The following is a 16,650-nucleotide window of genomic DNA, read 5'->3' as shown; positions in this document are numbered from 1 at the left end:
TCAGGCGCGACGGCCGAACATTCCGCGCACGGTGTCGCCGATGGCGTCCCTCACGCGGTTCACCGCCGACTTGAAGATCGGCACGTACAGCAGGATGGTGAAGATCGTCACGGCCGCGAAGGCCATCGAAATCGGGCGGGTGAAGAAGGGCGCGAGGCTGCCGTCGGACAGCACCAGGCCGCGGCGCAGGCTCTTGTCCAGCAGCGGGCCGAGCACCAGGCCCAGCACCAGCGGCGCCATCTCGTAGCCACGACGGCGCAGGAAGAACGCGCCCACGCCGATGGCCAGCATGGTGTAGATGTCGAACAGGCGCGACGCGGTGGCGTAGGCGCCCACCGTGCACAGGAGGAAGACGATCGGCATCAGGATCGCGCGCCGCACGCGCAGGATCTTCAGCAGCGGACGCACGCCGAACAGTCCGAACAGCAGGATTGCGATCGAGGCCAGCGTGGTCATGGCGACCACGTGGTAGACGAACTGCGGGTGCTCGATCATCAGCATCGGTCCGGGCTGGATGCCGTGGATGATCATGGCCGCCATCAGCACCGCCGACGGCGCCGAGCCGGGGATGCCGAGGGCGAGCGATGGAATGATGTGGCCGGGGATGGACGACATGTCGCCGGTCTCGGCGGCCATCAGGCCGTCGATGGACCCCTTGCCGAACTTGTCGCGCTCCTTGCTCACCGCCTTGGCGGCCGCATAGGACATCCACGCGCCGGAGTCCTCGCCGACGCCGGGCAGCAGCCCGGTCATCACGCCGATGATGCCGGACCGCAGCACGGTCCACTTGTACTGCACCACCTCGCGCCAGCGAGGCAGCACCGAGTCCTTCAGTTCCACCATCTCGCGCTCGACCGGTTGCGCGAGCGTGGTGAGCACCTCGGCCATGCCGAACGCGCCGACCAGCGCCGGGATCAGCGCGATGCCGCCGGACAGCTGGTCCCAGCCGAAGGTGAAACGGTCGAACGCGTACAGGCCTTCCTGGCCGATCTGCGCGATGAAGAGGCCCAGCAGCCCCATCAGCCAGCCCTTCAGCGGGTCGTGGCCGACGATGCTGCCGGACATGGTGACGCCGAAGAGGGCCAGCCAGAAGAACTCGAAGGCGCCGAACTGCAGCGCGACTTCGGCCAGCAGCGGCGTGAAGGCGGCCAGGCACATCACGCCGATGAGCGTGCTGACGAACGCGCCCGATGTGGCGATGCCGATCGCGCGCCCGGCTTCACCGCGCTCGGCCAGCGCATAGCCGTCGGCGCACGACGCCGCGTTGGCCGCAGTGCCGGGAATGTTCAGCAGGATCGCCGTGCGCGAACCGCCGTACAGCGCGCCGACATAGGAGCAGATCAGCACCAGGATGGCGTCGTTGGTCTGCAGCTTGATGGTGAGCGTGGTCAGCAGCGCGATCGCCAGCGTGGCCGACAGGCCGGGCAGCATGCCCATGGTGATGCCCACGAACGCGCCGCCGAGGCCGTAGGCCAGCGTCAGCGGGTTCATGAAGCTCAGGTAGGCCTGGCCGAGGTCCGAGAGTCCCTGGAGCATGGTGCGAGGAAGGAGGCGAGAGGTTCAGGGCAGGCGGACCAGGAACAGTTCCTGGAACACCCCTTGGATGACCAGCGCGGCGCACACGCCGATCGCGATGGCTTTGGCCCAGCTGGCCGGCGTGAGCTGGCGCCGGACTTCATCCGCGCTCATGCGTTGCAGCACGAGGATGGTGGTCGCGACGAAGATGGCCGATGCGATCCAGTACGGGATGCCGTGGCCCACCAGGCCCACGCCATAGCCGATGCACAGTGCCAGCACCACCGCGATGCGCACGCGCTGCGCGCGCTGCTCCGGCGTGGCCACCGGCCGCGGCTCGGTGAACGCACCGCGGCGCCAGCTGCGCAGGGCCAGCAGGCTGCCGAGGATGACCATCGCGATGCCCAGCAGGCCGGGCAGCAGGCCGGGCACCGTGTACGGGTTGATGTTCTGGTTCTCGAGGCGGTCCATGGTGAGCGAGCCCACCAGGACGGCCACGCCCAGGGCGATCCAGCCCAGCGCGTCGTGGAGGTCGGCGCGCGCGGGCCGATGCTCCGCGGAAGACGATGAGCCGGACATCGGGGTTCCTTACGGCTTGGGAATGCCCACGGTGTCGGGCGACACCTTGGTCTTGCCGCTGTTGTGCAGGTTCCAGGCGTTGGTCTGCACGGCCGGCCACACGGCCTTCTGCGCCGCATCGCCGGCAACCGGGGAATACAGCGCGCCGCGCGTGGTGGCGTACTTCTTCAACGCCTCGTCCTGCGGCATCTTCTCGGCCCAGATCTTCTCCAGCGTCTTGACCACTTCGTCCGGCACGCCCTTGGGCAGGAAGATGCCGAAGTAGTTGGCCGGCGCGGTGAAGCCCGGCACGGTCTGCGACAGCGGCGGGATGGTGCCGAAGCCTTCCAGCTCCAGGGCCTTGTCGCTCACGGCTGCCAGCGGACGCAGGCGCTTGCCGCGGATCATGTCGGCCTGTTCCACGGCCAGCTGCGTGGTGAGGTCGGCCTCGCCGGCGACGGTGGCCACGACCGCAGGGTTGCCGCCGTCATAGGAGACTTCCTTGTACTTGACCCCGGTGGCCTTGACGATCTGGTCCATCGCATTGTGCGCGGCCGAGGTGACGCCGGCGGTGGCCACGCTGATCTGGCCCGGGCGCTTCTTCATGTCGTCGAGCAGCTCCTTGGCGTTCTTCCACGGGCGCTGCGGGTTGACGCCGATCACCTGGATGTTGGCCACCGTGAGGAACAGGTGCCAGTCCTTGATGTTGGTGTTCACCGAGCCCAGCGACTGGTAGGCGCCCAGGTCCTGCGCGGCGCCGGCGGTCCATGTGTAGCCGTCCTTGGGCGCGTCGAGCGCGCTCTTGGTGCCGATGGCGCCCGAGGCGCCCGGCTGGTTGACGATCACGATGGTCTGCCCGAGCGCCTTCTCCAGTTCGGCTGCCGTCACGCGCGTCACCTGGTCGGTGGAGCCGCCGGCGGCCCACGGCACGATCAGGTTGATGGGGCGGGTCGGCTTCCAGTTCTGCGCCGCGACGGGGCCGGCGAGGGCGAGGGCCGCGGCCGCGGCGGCCGCCTGGAGGAACAAGCGCTTGTGCATGGAGTCTCCTGTGGATTTAATTCACTCGTTGGTGAATTGAGCAACTCTAAGGGCCCGTGCCCCGGCCTGTCAACGCGGGTTGCCCGCAGGGCTCAGGCCAGCCAGCGGTCGCGGTGCCGCGCCACGAAGACATCGTCGGTCAGGTGCGGGTAGTCGCGCTGCACCCGGCTGAGCTGCTCGGCCTGGCCGGGGCTCAGGCCCTCGGCCGCGTCCAGGCACCACGTGCCCTGCAGCAGTCCTTGCCGGCGCAGGATCTCGTGGCAGCCCGCGATGCAGCCGTGGAAGTCGTGGGCGACATCGAAGAGCGCGGCATTGCAGTCGGTGACCTGCGCGTCCAGCGCCAACAGGTCCATCGGCACCGAACCGCTGTCGACGGCCACGTGGATCTTCTGCAGCAGCTCGACGGCGCGCGCGGTCCACACGCTCCAGTGGCCGAGAAGGCCGCCGCGGATGCGCACGGTGACGGGCTGGCCGTCGCGCACCAGCGTGAAGGGCGCCAACAGGTCCAGCACGATGTGGTCGTCGTTGCCGGTGTACAGCGTCACGCGTTCCTCGGCGCGGGCCTCGATCACGCCGCGGATCACATCGAGCGTGCGGTAGCGGTGGAACGGCGCCATCTTGATCGCGACCACGTTGTCGATCGCCGCGAACTTGCGCCAGAAGCTGGATGGCAGGTGGATGCCGCCCACCGCCGGCTGCAGGTAGAACCCCACCAGCGGCATCACGTCGGCGATGGCCGCGCAGTGGGCCACGAGTTCGTCTTCGCTGGCGCCCTTCATCGCGCCCAGGCTGAGCAGGCCTGCGTGGTAGCCCAGGCCGCGTGCGATGCCGGCTTCGCGCGCCGCCTGCTGCGTCTTGCCGGCGAGGCCCGCGACCATGAACAGCGGGCGGCGGCCACCCAGCGGCACCCAGTCGAGCGCGGTGCGCATCGCGAGCTGCAGCACGGGCTCGTACAGCCCCACGTCGCGGATCGCGAACTGGGTGGAGTGCACGCCGACGGCGACCCCGCCTGCGCCGGCATCGAGGTAGTAGCGCGTCATCGCGCGCTGTCGGCGCTCATCGAGCTTGCGGTCGGCGTCGAGAGCGAGCAGGTGCGCGGGGATGCAGGCGCCGCGGCGCAGGACCTGCAGGGAGTCCTGGGGGATGTCGGTGATTCGCATGTCAGTACTTCCCGTCGCGCGCCTCGTAGTGCGTCGGCTTGCCCAGGCTCGAGCCGCCGCGCGAGACCCAGTCGGCAGTCCAGTCGAGCATGGTCTCGAGGCCGACCGACGGCGGCCCGAACAGGCGCACCGCCTCGCTGGAGTCGATCAGCCACGCGGTGGGCGCTTCCTGTCCCTGCAGCACGGGCTCGACGCCGAGCCGCCGGCCCAGGCCCTGTGCCACCGAGCGGATGGAGATCTTCGGGCCGCTCAGGTTCAGCGGCGAAGTGGGCGTGTCGCAATGCGCCAGCGAGCGCAGCGTCCAGTCGTTGGCGTCGCCCTGCCAGATCACGTTGGCATATCCCATCGCCAGGTCGATCGGTTCCCGGTGCAGCACCTTCTGGGCGACGTCGTGCAGCACGCCGTAGCGCATGTCGATGGCGTACGAGAGGCGGATCAGGCGCCCAGGCGTCTGGTACTGGTGCGAGAAGTGCTCGAACAGGCGCTCGCGCGCGACGCACGAATTGGCGTACTCGCCCGAAGGCGCGGTGGGAGGCACCGACTCGGGCGCGCCTTCGCCGCGCACATCGACGAACGGGTACACGCACGCGGTGGAGAAGGCGACGATGCGCGAGCGCGGGAAGCGCTCGGCGACCAGCGCCGGCACGTGCGCGTTCATCGCCCACGTCAGCCACTCGCTGCCCGTGGAGCCGAACTTGCGGCCGGCCATGAAGACGATGTTCGGCGCCTCGGGCAATCTGGCCAGCGCCTCGCGCGAGAGCAGGTCGGCCTCGATGCACTCGATGCCTTGCGCCTGCAGCTTGTCGCGCAGGCCGGGTTCGGAAAAGCGCGCGACGCCGATCACGCGCCGTGACGGGTCGGCCCGCCTGGCCATGCGCGCCAGCGTCGGCCCCATCTTGCCGCCGACGCCCAGCACCATCAGGTCGCCGGGTGCGCGGCGCAGGGTGTCCACCAGCGCGGCGGATGGCTGCGACAGCGCGTCCTCCAGCTCGGCGACGTCGCGAAATCGTTCGGGAAGGCTCATCGTGGCGGCTCTCCAGGGAAGCCGCCATCATTCACCAATTGGTGAATTGCGCCAGTGTGGGAACTCCGTAAAACCAAACGTCGCGCCCGGGACGGGCGCGGGGGCAGCGTCAGTGCGCCTGCTCTTCCTTCTCGAACAGCCGGTCGTGCTCGCTCTGGTACAGCGCGCCCAGTTCCTGCTGCTGCTCCTTCGGCAGCACCTTCTTCGCCTGGGGGAAGAACTTCTGCTCCTCCTCGTCGAGATGGTGGTGCACCTTGTGCACGAGCTTGCCCATGCCCTCCAGCCATTCGGCCGAGCCGGCCTCGCACTTCTCGACGTCCTCGACCATCTCGTCCATCTCGTGGTGCTCGGAGATGCCATGGCGCGCCGGGTCGACGGTCTCGTCGTGCTCGATCAGCGGCACGTAGAAGGCGCGCTCTTCGGCAGTCTCGTGCGCGGCCATCTCGGTCTTGAGGTCGTCGAAGGCCTTGCGGCGCTCGTCGTGGTCGCCGATGCCGTCGAGGAGGCGCTGGCAGATGGCGCGCTGGCGCTGGTGGCTCTGGAGGAGGGCTTCGAAGATGTCCATGGGCGGGCAGTCTGCGCGCGCGGCTGGGCGGCCCATGTAGGCCGGAGCCGCGCGGGCTTGCCCCAGCAGCGCCGCGTTTCGGGCGCCTTCAGTCCTGCAACTCGGCCTGCGCGAGCGCCACGTTCAGCCGTTCGGTGGCGTCGGCGGGCGCCATCGCCGCTGCCCGCTCGTAGAGCGCCGTGGCCTCGGCCAGCCTTGAATCGCCCTCGAGCATCACGAGGCCGTTGGCGTATTCGATCACCGCGATGATGGAGTTGGGCGCCAGCCGCATGCCTTCCTGGAACAGCTTCAGGCCGGTCTCGCGCTTGGCCCCGTAGGTCATGCCGCCGATCAGCGCGCCGACCTTGTCGATCACCTCCGCGTGGAAGGCCCCGAGCGCGATGTGCGCTTCGGCATGGCGGGGCTGCAGCTTGACCGCGCGCTCCAGCGATTCCTTCACGGTGCCGCCGAGGCCCTGCGCGAGCGCGCGGGCCACGCTGATGCCCTGGCTGTAGCGGCCGAGCGCGTAGCCGTGCAGGTACCAGGCCGACGCGTAGGTCGGCTCGCGCAGGGCGAGCGTCTGGGCGCGGTGCGCGGCGTCGAGGAACAGGTCGAGCCGCTGCTTTTCCTTCTTCTCGAGGTAGCTGGCCTGGATGCACATCGCCTTGAGCGCGGCGGCGACGGCGGTCGGGCCGCCCTTCAGTCCTGCCTCGGCCGCCTGCTGGTACTCGCCGCGGTGGAAGTGGCGCCAGGCGGCCAGCGCGGCGGGGTCCTGCGGCAACGGCTCGGCATCGCTCGCATGCAGTCGCGGCCACAGACGACGAACCTGCGCCTCGTCGAGGTCGAACTCCCCGGGGTGTGGAAATGCCGCCCACTTGCCCACGTCGTGTCTCCTTGCCCACCCAACTGCGGTGAGCTCTGCGCGGGCCCGAGCGGATGCGCGCGCTGCCTTGGATGGGAGAGGGTACCAGCAGAACGAACGTGCGGTGTGGCATCCATCGCAGGCGAGTTGGTGAACTTCGCGGGTGATGCGCAGCATTGCCGATCCAGGGTGTGGGACTGCAGCACCCAGCTGTCGAGGTGGAATAATCCCGTGATTCCCTTCGGGGCCCACCTTGCCTGAGTTCCCATGATTCTCGTCACCGGCGGCGCCGGTTTCATCGGTGCCAATTTCGTCCTCGACTGGCTTGCCCAGGGCGGCGAGTCCGTCATCAACCTGGACAAGCTGACGTACGCCGGTAACCGGGAGAGCCTGTCCTCGCTGGACGGCGATGCCCGCCACATCTTCGTGCAGGGCGACATCGGCGACAGCGCGCTCGTCGAGCGGCTGCTGCGCGAGCACCAGCCCCGGGCGGTCGTGAACTTCGCTGCCGAATCGCACGTCGACCGCTCGATCCATGGCCCTGCCGAATTCATCGAGACCAACGTCCTCGGCACGTTCCGGCTGCTGGAGGCGGTGCGCGGCTACTGGGACGGCCTGCCGGATTCCGCGAAAAAGGCTTTCCGCTTCCTGCACGTGTCGACCGACGAGGTGTACGGGTCGTTGGCGCAACAGGATCCGGCCTTTTCCGAGAACAACCGCTACGAACCCAACAGCCCCTATTCGGCCAGCAAGGCGGCCAGCGACCACCTGGTGCGCGCGTGGCACCACACGTACGGGCTGCCGGTGCTCACCACCAACTGCTCGAACAACTACGGGCCGTTCCATTTCCCCGAGAAGCTGATCCCGCTGATGATCGTCAACGCGCTCGCCGGCAAGGGCCTGCCCGTGTATGGCGACGGCATGCAGATCCGCGACTGGCTGTACGTCAAGGACCACTGCAGCGCGATCCGGCGGGTGCTCGAGGCCGGGCGCCTGGGCGAGACCTACAACGTCGGCGGCTGGAACGAGAAGCCGAACATCGAGATCGTCAAGACGATCTGCAGCCTGCTCGACCAGCTGCGGCCGCGCGCGGACGGCAAGTCCTATTCGCAGCAGATCACGTACGTGACGGATCGCCCGGGCCACGACCGCCGCTACGCCATCGACGCCCGCAAGCTCGAACGTGAGCTTGGCTGGAAGCCGGCCGAGACCTTCGAGACGGGCATCCGCAAGACGGTTCAGTGGTACCTGGACAACCCGGCCTGGGTGCAGCGCGTGCAGAGCGGCGCCTACCGCGAGTGGGTCGAACGCCATTACCAGCAGGGCCAGGCCAAGGTCGCATGAAGATCCTGCTGTTCGGAATGGGCGGCCAGGTGGGCTGGGAACTCCAGCGCAGCCTGGTGCTGCTGGGGGACGTGGTGGCCCTGGGATCGTCCGGCGCCGAGGGCCTGGCGGGCGACTTCCGCCAGCCGGAGGCCGTGGCCGCCACCGTGCGCACCGTGCGGCCGGACGTCATTGTCAACGCCGCTGCGTACACGGCCGTCGACAAGGCCGAGGGCGATCGCGACACAGCCCTTCTCGTGAATGCCGCCTCGCCCGGCGCGATCGCGCGAGAAGCCGCCGCCTGCGGTGCGCTGCTGGTCCACTACTCCACCGACTACGTGTTCGACGGCAGCGGCAGCAAGGCGTGGACCGAGACCGATCCCACTGGACCACTCAGCGTCTACGGGGCCACCAAGCTCGAAGGCGAGCAGCAGATCCAGCGCAACACCGGTCGGCACATCATCCTTCGCACCAGCTGGGTCTACGGAGCGCGCGGCGGCAACTTCGCCAAGACCATGATGCGGCTGGCCAAGCAGCGCGAACGCCTCACAGTGGTGGCGGACCAGATCGGCGCACCGACCGGCGCGGACCTGCTGGCGGATCTCACCGCGCACCTGGTTCGCGCCGAATCGGGCAATGCCGCGCTGCGCGGCACCTACCACGCGGCCGCTTCCGGCCAGGTCAGCTGGCAGGACTACGCGAAGTTCGTCCTGCAGCGCGCGCAGGCTGCCGGCGTGGCACTGAAGGCCGGCCCCGATGCGGTCGACCCGGTGTCGACAAGCAACTATCCAACCCCGGCGCGTCGTCCGCTGAATTCGCGCCTGGACACGACCAAGCTGCGCCAGGCCACAGGACTGGTGCTTCCGACCTGGCAAAGCGGCGTCGCACGCATGCTGGCCGAGGTCATCACTGAGGAGCCCGCAAGAACATGAAGCAACGCAAGGGGATCATCCTGGCTGGCGGTTCGGGCACGCGCCTCCACCCGGCCACGCTGGCCATGAGCAAGCAGCTCCTGCCGGTGTACGACAAGCCCATGGTCTATTACCCGCTCAGCACGCTGATGCTCGCGGGCATCCGCGACGTGCTGGTGATCAGCACGCCGCAGGACACGCCGCGGTTCGAACAGCTGCTCGGCGACGGTAGCCAGTGGGGCATGAACATCCAGTACGCCGTGCAGCTCAGCCCGGACGGCCTGGCGCAGGCCTTCATCATTGGCGACAAGTTCGTGGGCAACTCGCCCAGTGCGCTGGTGCTGGGAGACAACCTGTTCTACGGGCACGACCTGGCGGTGCTGCTCAATCGGGCGGATCAGCGCGCCGAAGGCGCCACCGTGTTCGCCTACCACGTGAACGATCCGGAGCGCTATGGCGTGGTGGCCTTCGACAGGAGCGGCAAGGCGGTGAGCATCGAGGAAAAGCCGAAGCAGCCCAAGAGCTCCTACGCGGTGACCGGCCTGTACTTCTACGACGAGCACGTGGTGGAGATCGCCAAATCGGTCAGGCCCAGCGCCCGTGGCGAGCTGGAAATCACTTCGGTGAACCAGGCCTACCTGGACCAGGGCGCACTCTCGGTGGAGATCATGCAGCGCGGCTACGCATGGCTGGACACCGGCACGCACGAGAGCATGCTCGAGGCGGGCCAGTTCATCGCCACGCTGGAGCACCGGCAAGGCCTGAAGATCGCCTGCCCCGAGGAAATCGCGTGGCGGTCGGGGTTCATCGACGATGCGCAGCTCGAGCGCCTTGCGGGTCCGCTCTCGAAGAACGCGTATGGCAGGTACCTGCTGCAGGTGCTGCGCGAGGGCAGGTTGGCATGAAGATCACGCGCACCGCAATTCCCGATGTCATCGTTCTCGAGCCCAAGGTGCATGGCGACAGCCGCGGGTTCTTTCTCGAGAGCTTCAACCAGCGCGTCGTCGACGACGCGCTGGGCCGCCCGACGGAATTCGTGCAGGACAACCATTCGCGCTCGCGCCAGGGCGTGCTGCGTGGCCTGCACTACCAGTTGCGCGAACCGCAAGGGAAACTCGTCCGCGTCGTGCGTGGCGCGGTGTTCGACGTGGCGGTGGACCTTCGCCGATCGTCTGCCACCTTCGGCAAGTGGGTCGGCGTCGAGCTGTCCGAACAGGCGCAGAACCAGCTGTGGGTCCCGCCGGGGTTTGGCCATGGCTTCCTGGTGCTGACACCGGAGGCCGACTTCCTCTACAAGACCACGAGGTACTACGCACCCCAGGACGAGCGTTGCATCGCCTGGAACGATCCGGACATCGGGATCGACTGGCCACTTGCGGGCAATCTCCCCGAGCTGTCCGCGAAGGACCAGCAGGGTCTTCCTTTCGCGGCCGCCGAGGTCTTCGATTAAGCAGGCCGGATGCGCGTTCTCCACGTCTACAAGAGCTACTACCCGGACACGGTCGGCGGGATCGAGCAGGTGATCGCACAGCTGGGCCGCGGCCTCGCCGAGCACGGTGTCGAGAGCCGGATCTTCACGTTGAGCCCGCGGCCGGAGCCGCGCGTCCTGCGCTTTCCCGAAGGGGAGGTGCACCGCAGCCGGCAGACGCTGGAAATCGCGTCCAACAACATGTCGCTGTCCGCGTTCGGCGACTTCAGGAGGCAGCTGGACTGGGCCGATGTCGTCCACTACCAGTTCCCATGGCCGTTCGGCGACATCCTCCACCTCGCGTGTGCGACGTCGAAGCCGAGCCTCGTTTCGTACCAGTCGGACATCGTGCGGCAAAAGTGGCTGATGCGCGCCTACCGACCGGTGATGACCCGGTTCCTCAACAGCCTCGACCTCGTCGTGGCCACCTCGCCCGAGTACAAGGCAAGCAGCCAGGTTCTGGCGGCCTTGCGGACTCCGGTGGAAGTCATTCCGAACGGCGTCGACGAGGCCAGCTACCCGCGCCCGTCCGACGATGATCTGGCCCGGTGGCGGGCTCAGGTCGGCGACGAATTCTTCCTGTTCGTCGGTGTTCTGCGGTACTACAAGGGACTGCACACGCTCATCGAGGCCTCGCGCGGCCTTCCTGCGCGTGTCGTCATCGCGGGCGACGGACCGGAGCGGGCAGCGCTCGAGGCGATGGTCAAGGCCGCGGGCCTGGACAACGTCGTGTTTCTCGGCGCCATCGACGACAAGGACAAGATGGCGTTGCTGCGTCTCTGCAAGGGCTTCGTGTTTCCCTCGCACCTTCGCTCCGAGGCGTTCGGCATGTCCCTCGTGGAGGCCGCCATGGCTTCGAAGCCGATGATCAGCTGCTCGATCGGGACCGGAACCACTTACATCAACGAGGATGGAGTCACCGGTCTTGCGGTTCCGCCGGAGAGCGCGACGTCGTTGCGGGCGGCGATGCAGGCCCTGCTGGACCAGCCCGAGCGCTCCGCGGCCATGGGCCGCGCCGCAAGGGCCAGGTACGAAGCGAGATTCACCGCGCGGGCCATGGCGCGGGCCTATGCCGCCGCTTACGCGCGGCTGGTGGCGGCGCGGTCTGCCACCGTCCGTGCGGCGCCGTAGGCGGCCACGGTTTCACTCACGCACCGCTCCCAGGTGAAGTTCTGCGCGCGCTCGAGGGCGGCGTTGGACAACGATTGCCGCAGACCAGCGTCTTCTGCGAGGCGCGTCATCGCCAGGACGAGTTGGTCGGCGTCATCGGGGTCGACCTGTAGGCCTGCATCCCCGACGACTTCCGGGAGGGAAGACCGGTTCGAGGCGATCGGCGCGACGCCGCACCCCATGGATTCGAGCGGAGGCAAACCGAACCCCTCGTACACGGACGGGTACACCATCGTCAGTGCGCCCGCGGTGACCATCGCGAGGTCCTCCCGGCTGAGGTAGCCGAGCATGCGCAACTCGCCGCTGGCGACCAGGGGTTCGAGGAGGCTCTCCAGCTTGCTCGTCCTCCAGCCCCTCATCCCCGCGATGACCAGCGGGTGGCGCCGCCGCACGCTCGCCGGAAGGCGGCTATACGCCGACACGGTGGCCTGCATGTTCTTCCTGGGTTCGAGCGTCCCGACAGAGAGGAAATAGCCGCCGTGTTCGAGCTCCAGGCGGTGCATGACTTCCGCGGTCTCCGTCGCCGTCCGCGGGCGGAACATGGGATCCAGCCCGAGCAGGATGGGGCGGATCATGGCCGGGTCGATGCCGAAGACCTCGACCAGTTCGCGGCCCACGAATTCCGAATCCGTCAACAGGAGGCTGGCCTTGCGCAAGGCCGGCTCGAAGTACCTGTTCATCGCGCGTACGCGCTCGATCGGATGCGTCTCGGGATAGCGGATCCAGGACAGGTCATGGACCGTGATCACCGTCGGCCCGTCGAAGTCCAGGGCGAGGTAGTTCGGCTCGTGGTAGACGTCGAAACGTTCGCGCCGCACGAGCCTGTTCAGCACCAGCTGCTTGCGCTGGCGATCCAGCCCGTAGGCATTGGGCACGTACTTGCGAACAAACGTCCGGACCTTGCCAGTGCGCCCCCAGCCGGACAACCACGGCTTCGACACGGCGGGGTTTTCGCGGGAGACCTGCTGGCCGTAGAAGAACCAGGGCTCGACAGCCGGGGTGCGGCACAAGCCGTCCGCGAGCTGAAGCGCGTACTGTCCAATGCCCGTCAGCGGAGAAAGCAGCGAACCGGTGCCGAGGACGACTTTCACGCCGTCGTCCCGGCTGCCTGAGGCGTGGAGAGCATCCATTCGAGGGTCTGCTCGATCGAGAACGCTGGCAAGGCACCGGCCGTGGCCCGCAGCAGCGATGGGTCGCCGCACAGGCGGTGGACTTCGGCGCGGCGGACCAGCGCCGGATCCACCTGCGCCTCCAGGCGGTGCCCGGTCAGGTCGGAGAGCTTTCCGATCAGCTGCGCCAGGGTATACGTGACGCCCGTGCAGACGTTGTACGTGGCCGGGGGCACGGACTCCTGCAGCAGTTCGAGGTAGGCCTTGCAGACCATCCGCACGTCGTTGTACTCGCGCTCCACATGCATGTTGCCGAGCAGGACCCTGGGCGCGCGGGACTGGAAGTGGGCCACGAGTTTCGGGACCACGAAATTGACGCCTTGCCCCGGACCCGTGTAGTTGAACGGCCGGGTCAGGACCAGCGGCAGGCCCTCCGCGGCGGACCTTGCCATGCACTCCATCGCCAGTTTGCTGGTCGCGTAGTGGTTGACCGGCGCGGGCATGGCCGTCTCGGCCAGGGGCGAGGCCGGGTTGTTGCCGTACAGGTTGGCACTGCTGGCCACCAGCAAGCGCCGCACCGTGCCACACCGCTTGGCTGCGTCGATCAGGTTGAGGGTGCCGAACAGGTTGACGTCGTAGAAGGCGCGCGCATCCGCGGCGCCCACGAAGCTGATGGCGGCCAGGTGCACGACCAGGTCAGGAGCGAGCGCCGAGAGCTCCTTGGCAAGGGGTTCTCCCTCCCGAAGGTCGGTGCGGACCGCGAGCACCTCGTGTCCGGCCGCTGACGCTGCGTCTGCAAAGTGGCGCCCGGTGAAGCCGCCAGCGCCCGTGACGGCAATCCTCAAAACGAGAACCCCACCTCATTGCGCCGGAGATCGGCCTTGACCATCATCGCGCAGAGTTCCTCCAGTGTCGTCTTGGGCGCCCAGCCCAGCTTCGCCTTGGCATGCGAGGGGTCGCCGATCAGCAACTCCACTTCGGCGGGCCGATAGAACCGGGGATCGATGGCGACGACGGTCTTGCCGGTGGATGCGTCGACCGCCCGCTCCTGGTCGCCGCTTCCGGAGAACTTCAGTTCGACGCCGGCGGCGCGGAACGCCATGGACACGAAGTCGCGGACGGTTTCGGTGCGATTGGTCGCCAGCACGAACGTGTCCGGTTCGTCGACCTGCAGCATGCGCCACATGCCTTCCACGTATTCCTTCGCGAAGCCCCAGTCGCGCTTGGCGTCGAGGTTGCCCAGGCGCAGCATGTCCAGCTTGCCCAGGCGGATCTTGGCCACGCCGTCAGTGATCTTGCGGGTGACGAACTCCCGGCCGCGCAGTGGCGACTCGTGGTTGAACAGGATGCCGCTGCTGCCGAAGATGTCGTAGCTCTCGCGGTAGTTGATCGTCATCCAGTGCGCATACAGCTTGGCGACGCCGTACGGGCTGCGCGGATAGAACGGCGTGTCTTCCTTCTGCGGGACGGCCTGCACCTTGCCGAACATCTCCGAGGTGCTGGCCTGGTAGAAGCGCACCTTGCGATTCACGAGGCGGATGGCCTCCAGCAGGTTCACGGCGCCGAGCCCGGTGATCTGCGCCGTCGTGACAGGCTGCTCGAAGCTCACGCCGACGAAGCTCTGGGCGGCCAGGTTGTAGATCTCGTCCGGTGCGAAGGTCTGGACCAGCTTGATGCTCGCGCCCAGGTCGGTCAGGTCGTATTCCACCAGCTCGAGGGACGGATGCGCCTGAATCCCGAGTTCCTCGATGCGCCAGAAGTTGACCGAGCTCGTGCGGCGGTACGTTCCAATGACCCGGTAGCCCTTGTCCAGCAGCAGCTGCGCCAGGTACGCGCCATCCTGTCCGGTGATGCCTGTGATGATTGCAGTCTTCGTCGTCATGTCTTGTTTGTGTTCGCGGCGCGAACGTGTCTACCTGATTGCCTTGATCGCCAATTCGCCCAGACCGAGTCCAAGCTCGCGAGGATCCTCGCCGAGGCCCAGATCCTTCGGCGCCACGGGATGTGGAACGCTGATACTGACGATTCTCTCATTTCCATCCGTCAGGAAAACAGCTGAACTGCGACCCTCGCCGTGCGTCGGCAACTTGTACTCCCTGGCCGCATTGCCCACGCGCACGACGAACGTGCCGTTCTCGCCGAATGCATGGCCCGTCAAGGTCAGCTCGAAGTGCGTCGGGAGCGTGGTGGAAAATTCGATCTCCAAATTTCGCCGGTCGGTCCAGCGGCCCCAGGGCTCTGCCCAGGACAGGCCCGACGACCGTGTGACGCTTGGCCAACGATCCGACCTGAAATCAATGAAGCGCTCCCGCACGACTTGGACGAGCGAGAAGCTATCGAAGTCCACTGTGCTGCGGAGCCCTTCGCCCAACTTGTAGTTGCCGATCACCAGTAGCCACGCAGTGCCGTCGGGCAACTGCTCCACGGACAGCTCCGTCCCTTCTTCCTCTTGGCGAGTCGCAACGTTCACGTTGTCCAGGTGGAACATCGCCCTTACGAGCGGCGCAGGTTGTGGAGCAATGACCGTCATATGGGCCACTTCGCTGCCGAGATAGCGCCTGACCAACACTCCGGCCTTATCGTAAACATCGGGCGTCTGCCGTTGCCGAACGTCCTTGTTGACCTGCCAGCTGCCGGCGAGAGCCACGACCGGAGCCAGAACGAACAGGAAAAGCGTGGCGCCCCATTTCGGTCGTGCGCCCCATGCAAACGTTGCAACGATCGCAAGTGCGCCGATGGCCGTGAAAAGCCTCCGTGAATGGGCAACCCCGCCTAACTCAGGGCTGTCGACAGCAGATGGAACATAGGCCGACAAGAGATGAGTGATTGCGTAGAGGGTCACGAGGCCCAAGATGCCGGCCACAAGCGCACGAAGCCATCCAAAGTGTGGCTGCGTCTTAAACTCGGCCGCCGCGACGCAAAGCAGCAGGGGAAGCGCGAAGTTGTAGTACCGCATGTGCAGCCGGGCGGCACTCTCTAGTGGGCGGCCACTGGTTCCAGCAGATGCGGTGAACAAGGCAACAACGCCCAGCAGTGCCGCGAAAACGAGCAGTGTGTAGAGGCGAATCCGTACCGGTGCATCTACATCGGGCTGAGTCCGTTCTTTCAGCCGCAAGCCCGTGATCAGGCTGCCGAGGGGAACCGCGAAGAGCACGGCCAGAGCCATCAAATGCCCCTTCAGGCTGAACAGGGCTATCGGGGCTAGTTCTGCGGCACGCTTGGCAGTGCTTGCGCCTGCACCATTAGCTTCACTGCCGTAGATGACCCCGAACAAGCTCAAGCCGCTCCTGCCGGCTATCAAGTAGCCAATGAATAATCTCGTAGCGAAGAACGCGAGGCCAATGGCGATGCCAGCCTGAAGTGCGACCCGCCAACTTCTTGCATCTCTGCGCAGCCAAGGTATGCACGCGCTGTATGCGATAAGCGCAGGCAAGAGAAAGAGGGCGTGAATCTTGACGAGGCCGAGCAGTCCGGCGGCAAACCCGGTCACCATGGCCCGCGCGAGCACGGGCCATCTGTCCCGTGTCAATACGAGCCACGTAAGCACCCAGAAGCCCATGAAGTACATGGCCTCTGGCATGAAGTAGATGGCATACGAGTTGATGGGCCCAAGGACAGCGAGGGCGGCGATGAAGCATGCGAGCAGCGGGCCACAGACAAGGCGCCCAACACGATAGATGAATGGGATCGCGGTCACCATGAACAAGCTGTTCAAGATACGTGCGCAATCTAGGAATCCATCCCCGCACATGTTCGTGCTGCGATAGAGGAGAAGATAGAGGTAGGACGGAACGCCGGCCTGCGAGAACGGCCGCAGACGTGAGTCGCTGCTGTAGACCCACTCATCGGCCATGACTACAGGATAGATGCCCGTGCCGCGTGCAATCAGAAGGACAAACAGCAGTGCCATGAAGGTTGCTAGAAGCCACTTCGGATCAACGCGCTCATGCCACCGATGGGATGGAGAA

Annotated in this window: 16 protein-coding genes; 5 read left to right on the top strand and 11 right to left on the bottom strand. The window is 66.9% G+C overall.

What is annotated here, in order from left to right; translation table 11 throughout:
- The 7 genes from ACPWT1_RS01230 to ACPWT1_RS01200 all read right to left on the bottom strand — a co-directional run bounded on the left by ACPWT1_RS01230 (position 1) and on the right by ACPWT1_RS01200 (position 6,722).
- Entirely contained in the window at positions 1-1,536 is a 1,536-nt protein-coding gene (locus ACPWT1_RS01230) for a tripartite tricarboxylate transporter permease (RefSeq protein ID WP_427913625.1), read from the bottom strand.
- Positions 1,537-1,560: 24 nt separating this feature from the next.
- Entirely contained in the window at positions 1,561-2,094 is a 534-nt protein-coding gene (locus ACPWT1_RS01225; RefSeq protein ID WP_427913624.1) for a tripartite tricarboxylate transporter TctB family protein, read from the bottom strand.
- 9 nt (positions 2,095-2,103) lie between these two features.
- Positions 2,104-3,111 (bottom strand): tripartite tricarboxylate transporter substrate binding protein, encoded by a 1,008-nt coding sequence (locus tag ACPWT1_RS01220; RefSeq protein ID WP_427913623.1) that lies wholly within the window; start codon positions 3,109-3,111, stop codon positions 2,104-2,106.
- 92 nt (positions 3,112-3,203) lie between these two features.
- Positions 3,204-4,271, bottom strand: a complete 1,068-nt coding sequence (locus ACPWT1_RS01215; protein ID WP_427913622.1) for a dihydrodipicolinate synthase family protein — start codon at positions 4,269-4,271, stop codon at positions 3,204-3,206.
- 1 nt (position 4,272) lies between these two features.
- Positions 4,273-5,295, bottom strand: coding sequence for an NAD-dependent epimerase/dehydratase family protein (locus ACPWT1_RS01210; RefSeq protein WP_427913621.1), 1,023 nt, complete (start codon positions 5,293-5,295; stop codon positions 4,273-4,275).
- Positions 5,296-5,404: 109 nt separating this feature from the next.
- Positions 5,405-5,860, bottom strand: a complete 456-nt coding sequence (locus ACPWT1_RS01205; RefSeq protein WP_427913620.1) for a hemerythrin domain-containing protein — start codon at positions 5,858-5,860, stop codon at positions 5,405-5,407.
- A gap of 88 nt (positions 5,861-5,948) precedes the next feature.
- Complete coding sequence (locus tag ACPWT1_RS01200; protein ID WP_427913619.1) at positions 5,949-6,722, bottom strand: hypothetical protein; 774 nt, start codon at positions 6,720-6,722, stop codon at positions 5,949-5,951.
- A 246-nt stretch (positions 6,723-6,968) separates the two neighbouring features.
- Between ACPWT1_RS01200 and rfbB the strand changes: the two genes are divergently transcribed.
- From rfbB to ACPWT1_RS01175, 5 genes are all read left to right on the top strand, one after another.
- Positions 6,969-8,045: a dTDP-glucose 4,6-dehydratase gene (gene rfbB / locus ACPWT1_RS01195; RefSeq protein WP_427913618.1), complete on the top strand. Its 1,077-nt coding sequence runs from the start codon at positions 6,969-6,971 to the stop codon at positions 8,043-8,045.
- Positions 8,042-8,956, top strand: a complete 915-nt coding sequence (gene rfbD / locus ACPWT1_RS01190; protein WP_427913617.1) for a dTDP-4-dehydrorhamnose reductase — start codon at positions 8,042-8,044, stop codon at positions 8,954-8,956. The genes rfbB and rfbD overlap by 4 nt, the downstream gene beginning before the upstream one ends.
- Positions 8,953-9,840: a glucose-1-phosphate thymidylyltransferase RfbA gene (gene rfbA / locus ACPWT1_RS01185; protein ID WP_427913616.1), complete on the top strand. Its 888-nt coding sequence runs from the start codon at positions 8,953-8,955 to the stop codon at positions 9,838-9,840. Before rfbD ends, rfbA begins: the two co-directional genes overlap by 4 nt.
- Positions 9,837-10,385: a dTDP-4-dehydrorhamnose 3,5-epimerase gene (gene rfbC, locus ACPWT1_RS01180; protein ID WP_427913615.1), complete on the top strand. Its 549-nt coding sequence runs from the start codon at positions 9,837-9,839 to the stop codon at positions 10,383-10,385. The genes rfbA and rfbC overlap by 4 nt, the downstream gene beginning before the upstream one ends.
- 69 nt (positions 10,386-10,454) lie before the next feature.
- Positions 10,455-11,534, top strand: a complete 1,080-nt coding sequence (locus ACPWT1_RS01175; RefSeq protein WP_427913614.1) for a glycosyltransferase — start codon at positions 10,455-10,457, stop codon at positions 11,532-11,534.
- On the opposite strand, the gene ACPWT1_RS01170 is transcribed toward ACPWT1_RS01175, so the two are convergent.
- Genes ACPWT1_RS01170 through ACPWT1_RS01155 form a run of 4 tightly spaced genes read right to left on the bottom strand, consistent with a single transcriptional unit; the run spans position 11,483 to position 16,592 of the window.
- On the bottom strand, positions 11,483-12,664 hold the full coding sequence (locus tag ACPWT1_RS01170) for a glycosyltransferase family 4 protein (protein ID WP_427913613.1): 1,182 nt from the start codon (positions 12,662-12,664) through the stop codon (positions 11,483-11,485). The two genes, ACPWT1_RS01175 and ACPWT1_RS01170, sit on opposite strands and share 52 nt — an antisense overlap.
- Entirely contained in the window at positions 12,661-13,527 is an 867-nt protein-coding gene (locus ACPWT1_RS01165) for a GDP-mannose 4,6-dehydratase (protein ID WP_427913612.1), read from the bottom strand. Before ACPWT1_RS01165 ends, ACPWT1_RS01170 begins: the two co-directional genes overlap by 4 nt.
- Complete coding sequence (gmd, locus tag ACPWT1_RS01160) at positions 13,524-14,564, bottom strand: GDP-mannose 4,6-dehydratase (protein WP_427913611.1); 1,041 nt, start codon at positions 14,562-14,564, stop codon at positions 13,524-13,526. The genes ACPWT1_RS01165 and gmd overlap by 4 nt, the downstream gene beginning before the upstream one ends.
- 30 nt (positions 14,565-14,594) lie before the next feature.
- Positions 14,595-16,592, bottom strand: a complete 1,998-nt coding sequence (locus ACPWT1_RS01155; RefSeq protein ID WP_427913610.1) for a DUF7024 domain-containing protein — start codon at positions 16,590-16,592, stop codon at positions 14,595-14,597.
- Between the last annotated feature and the right edge of the window lie 58 nt (positions 16,593-16,650).

The organism is Ramlibacter sp. MMS24-I3-19 (assembly GCF_050320135.1).
Taxonomy (GTDB): Bacteria; Pseudomonadota; Gammaproteobacteria; order Burkholderiales; family Burkholderiaceae_C; genus Ramlibacter.
This window is presented reverse-complemented; position numbering and strand designations above follow the sequence as displayed.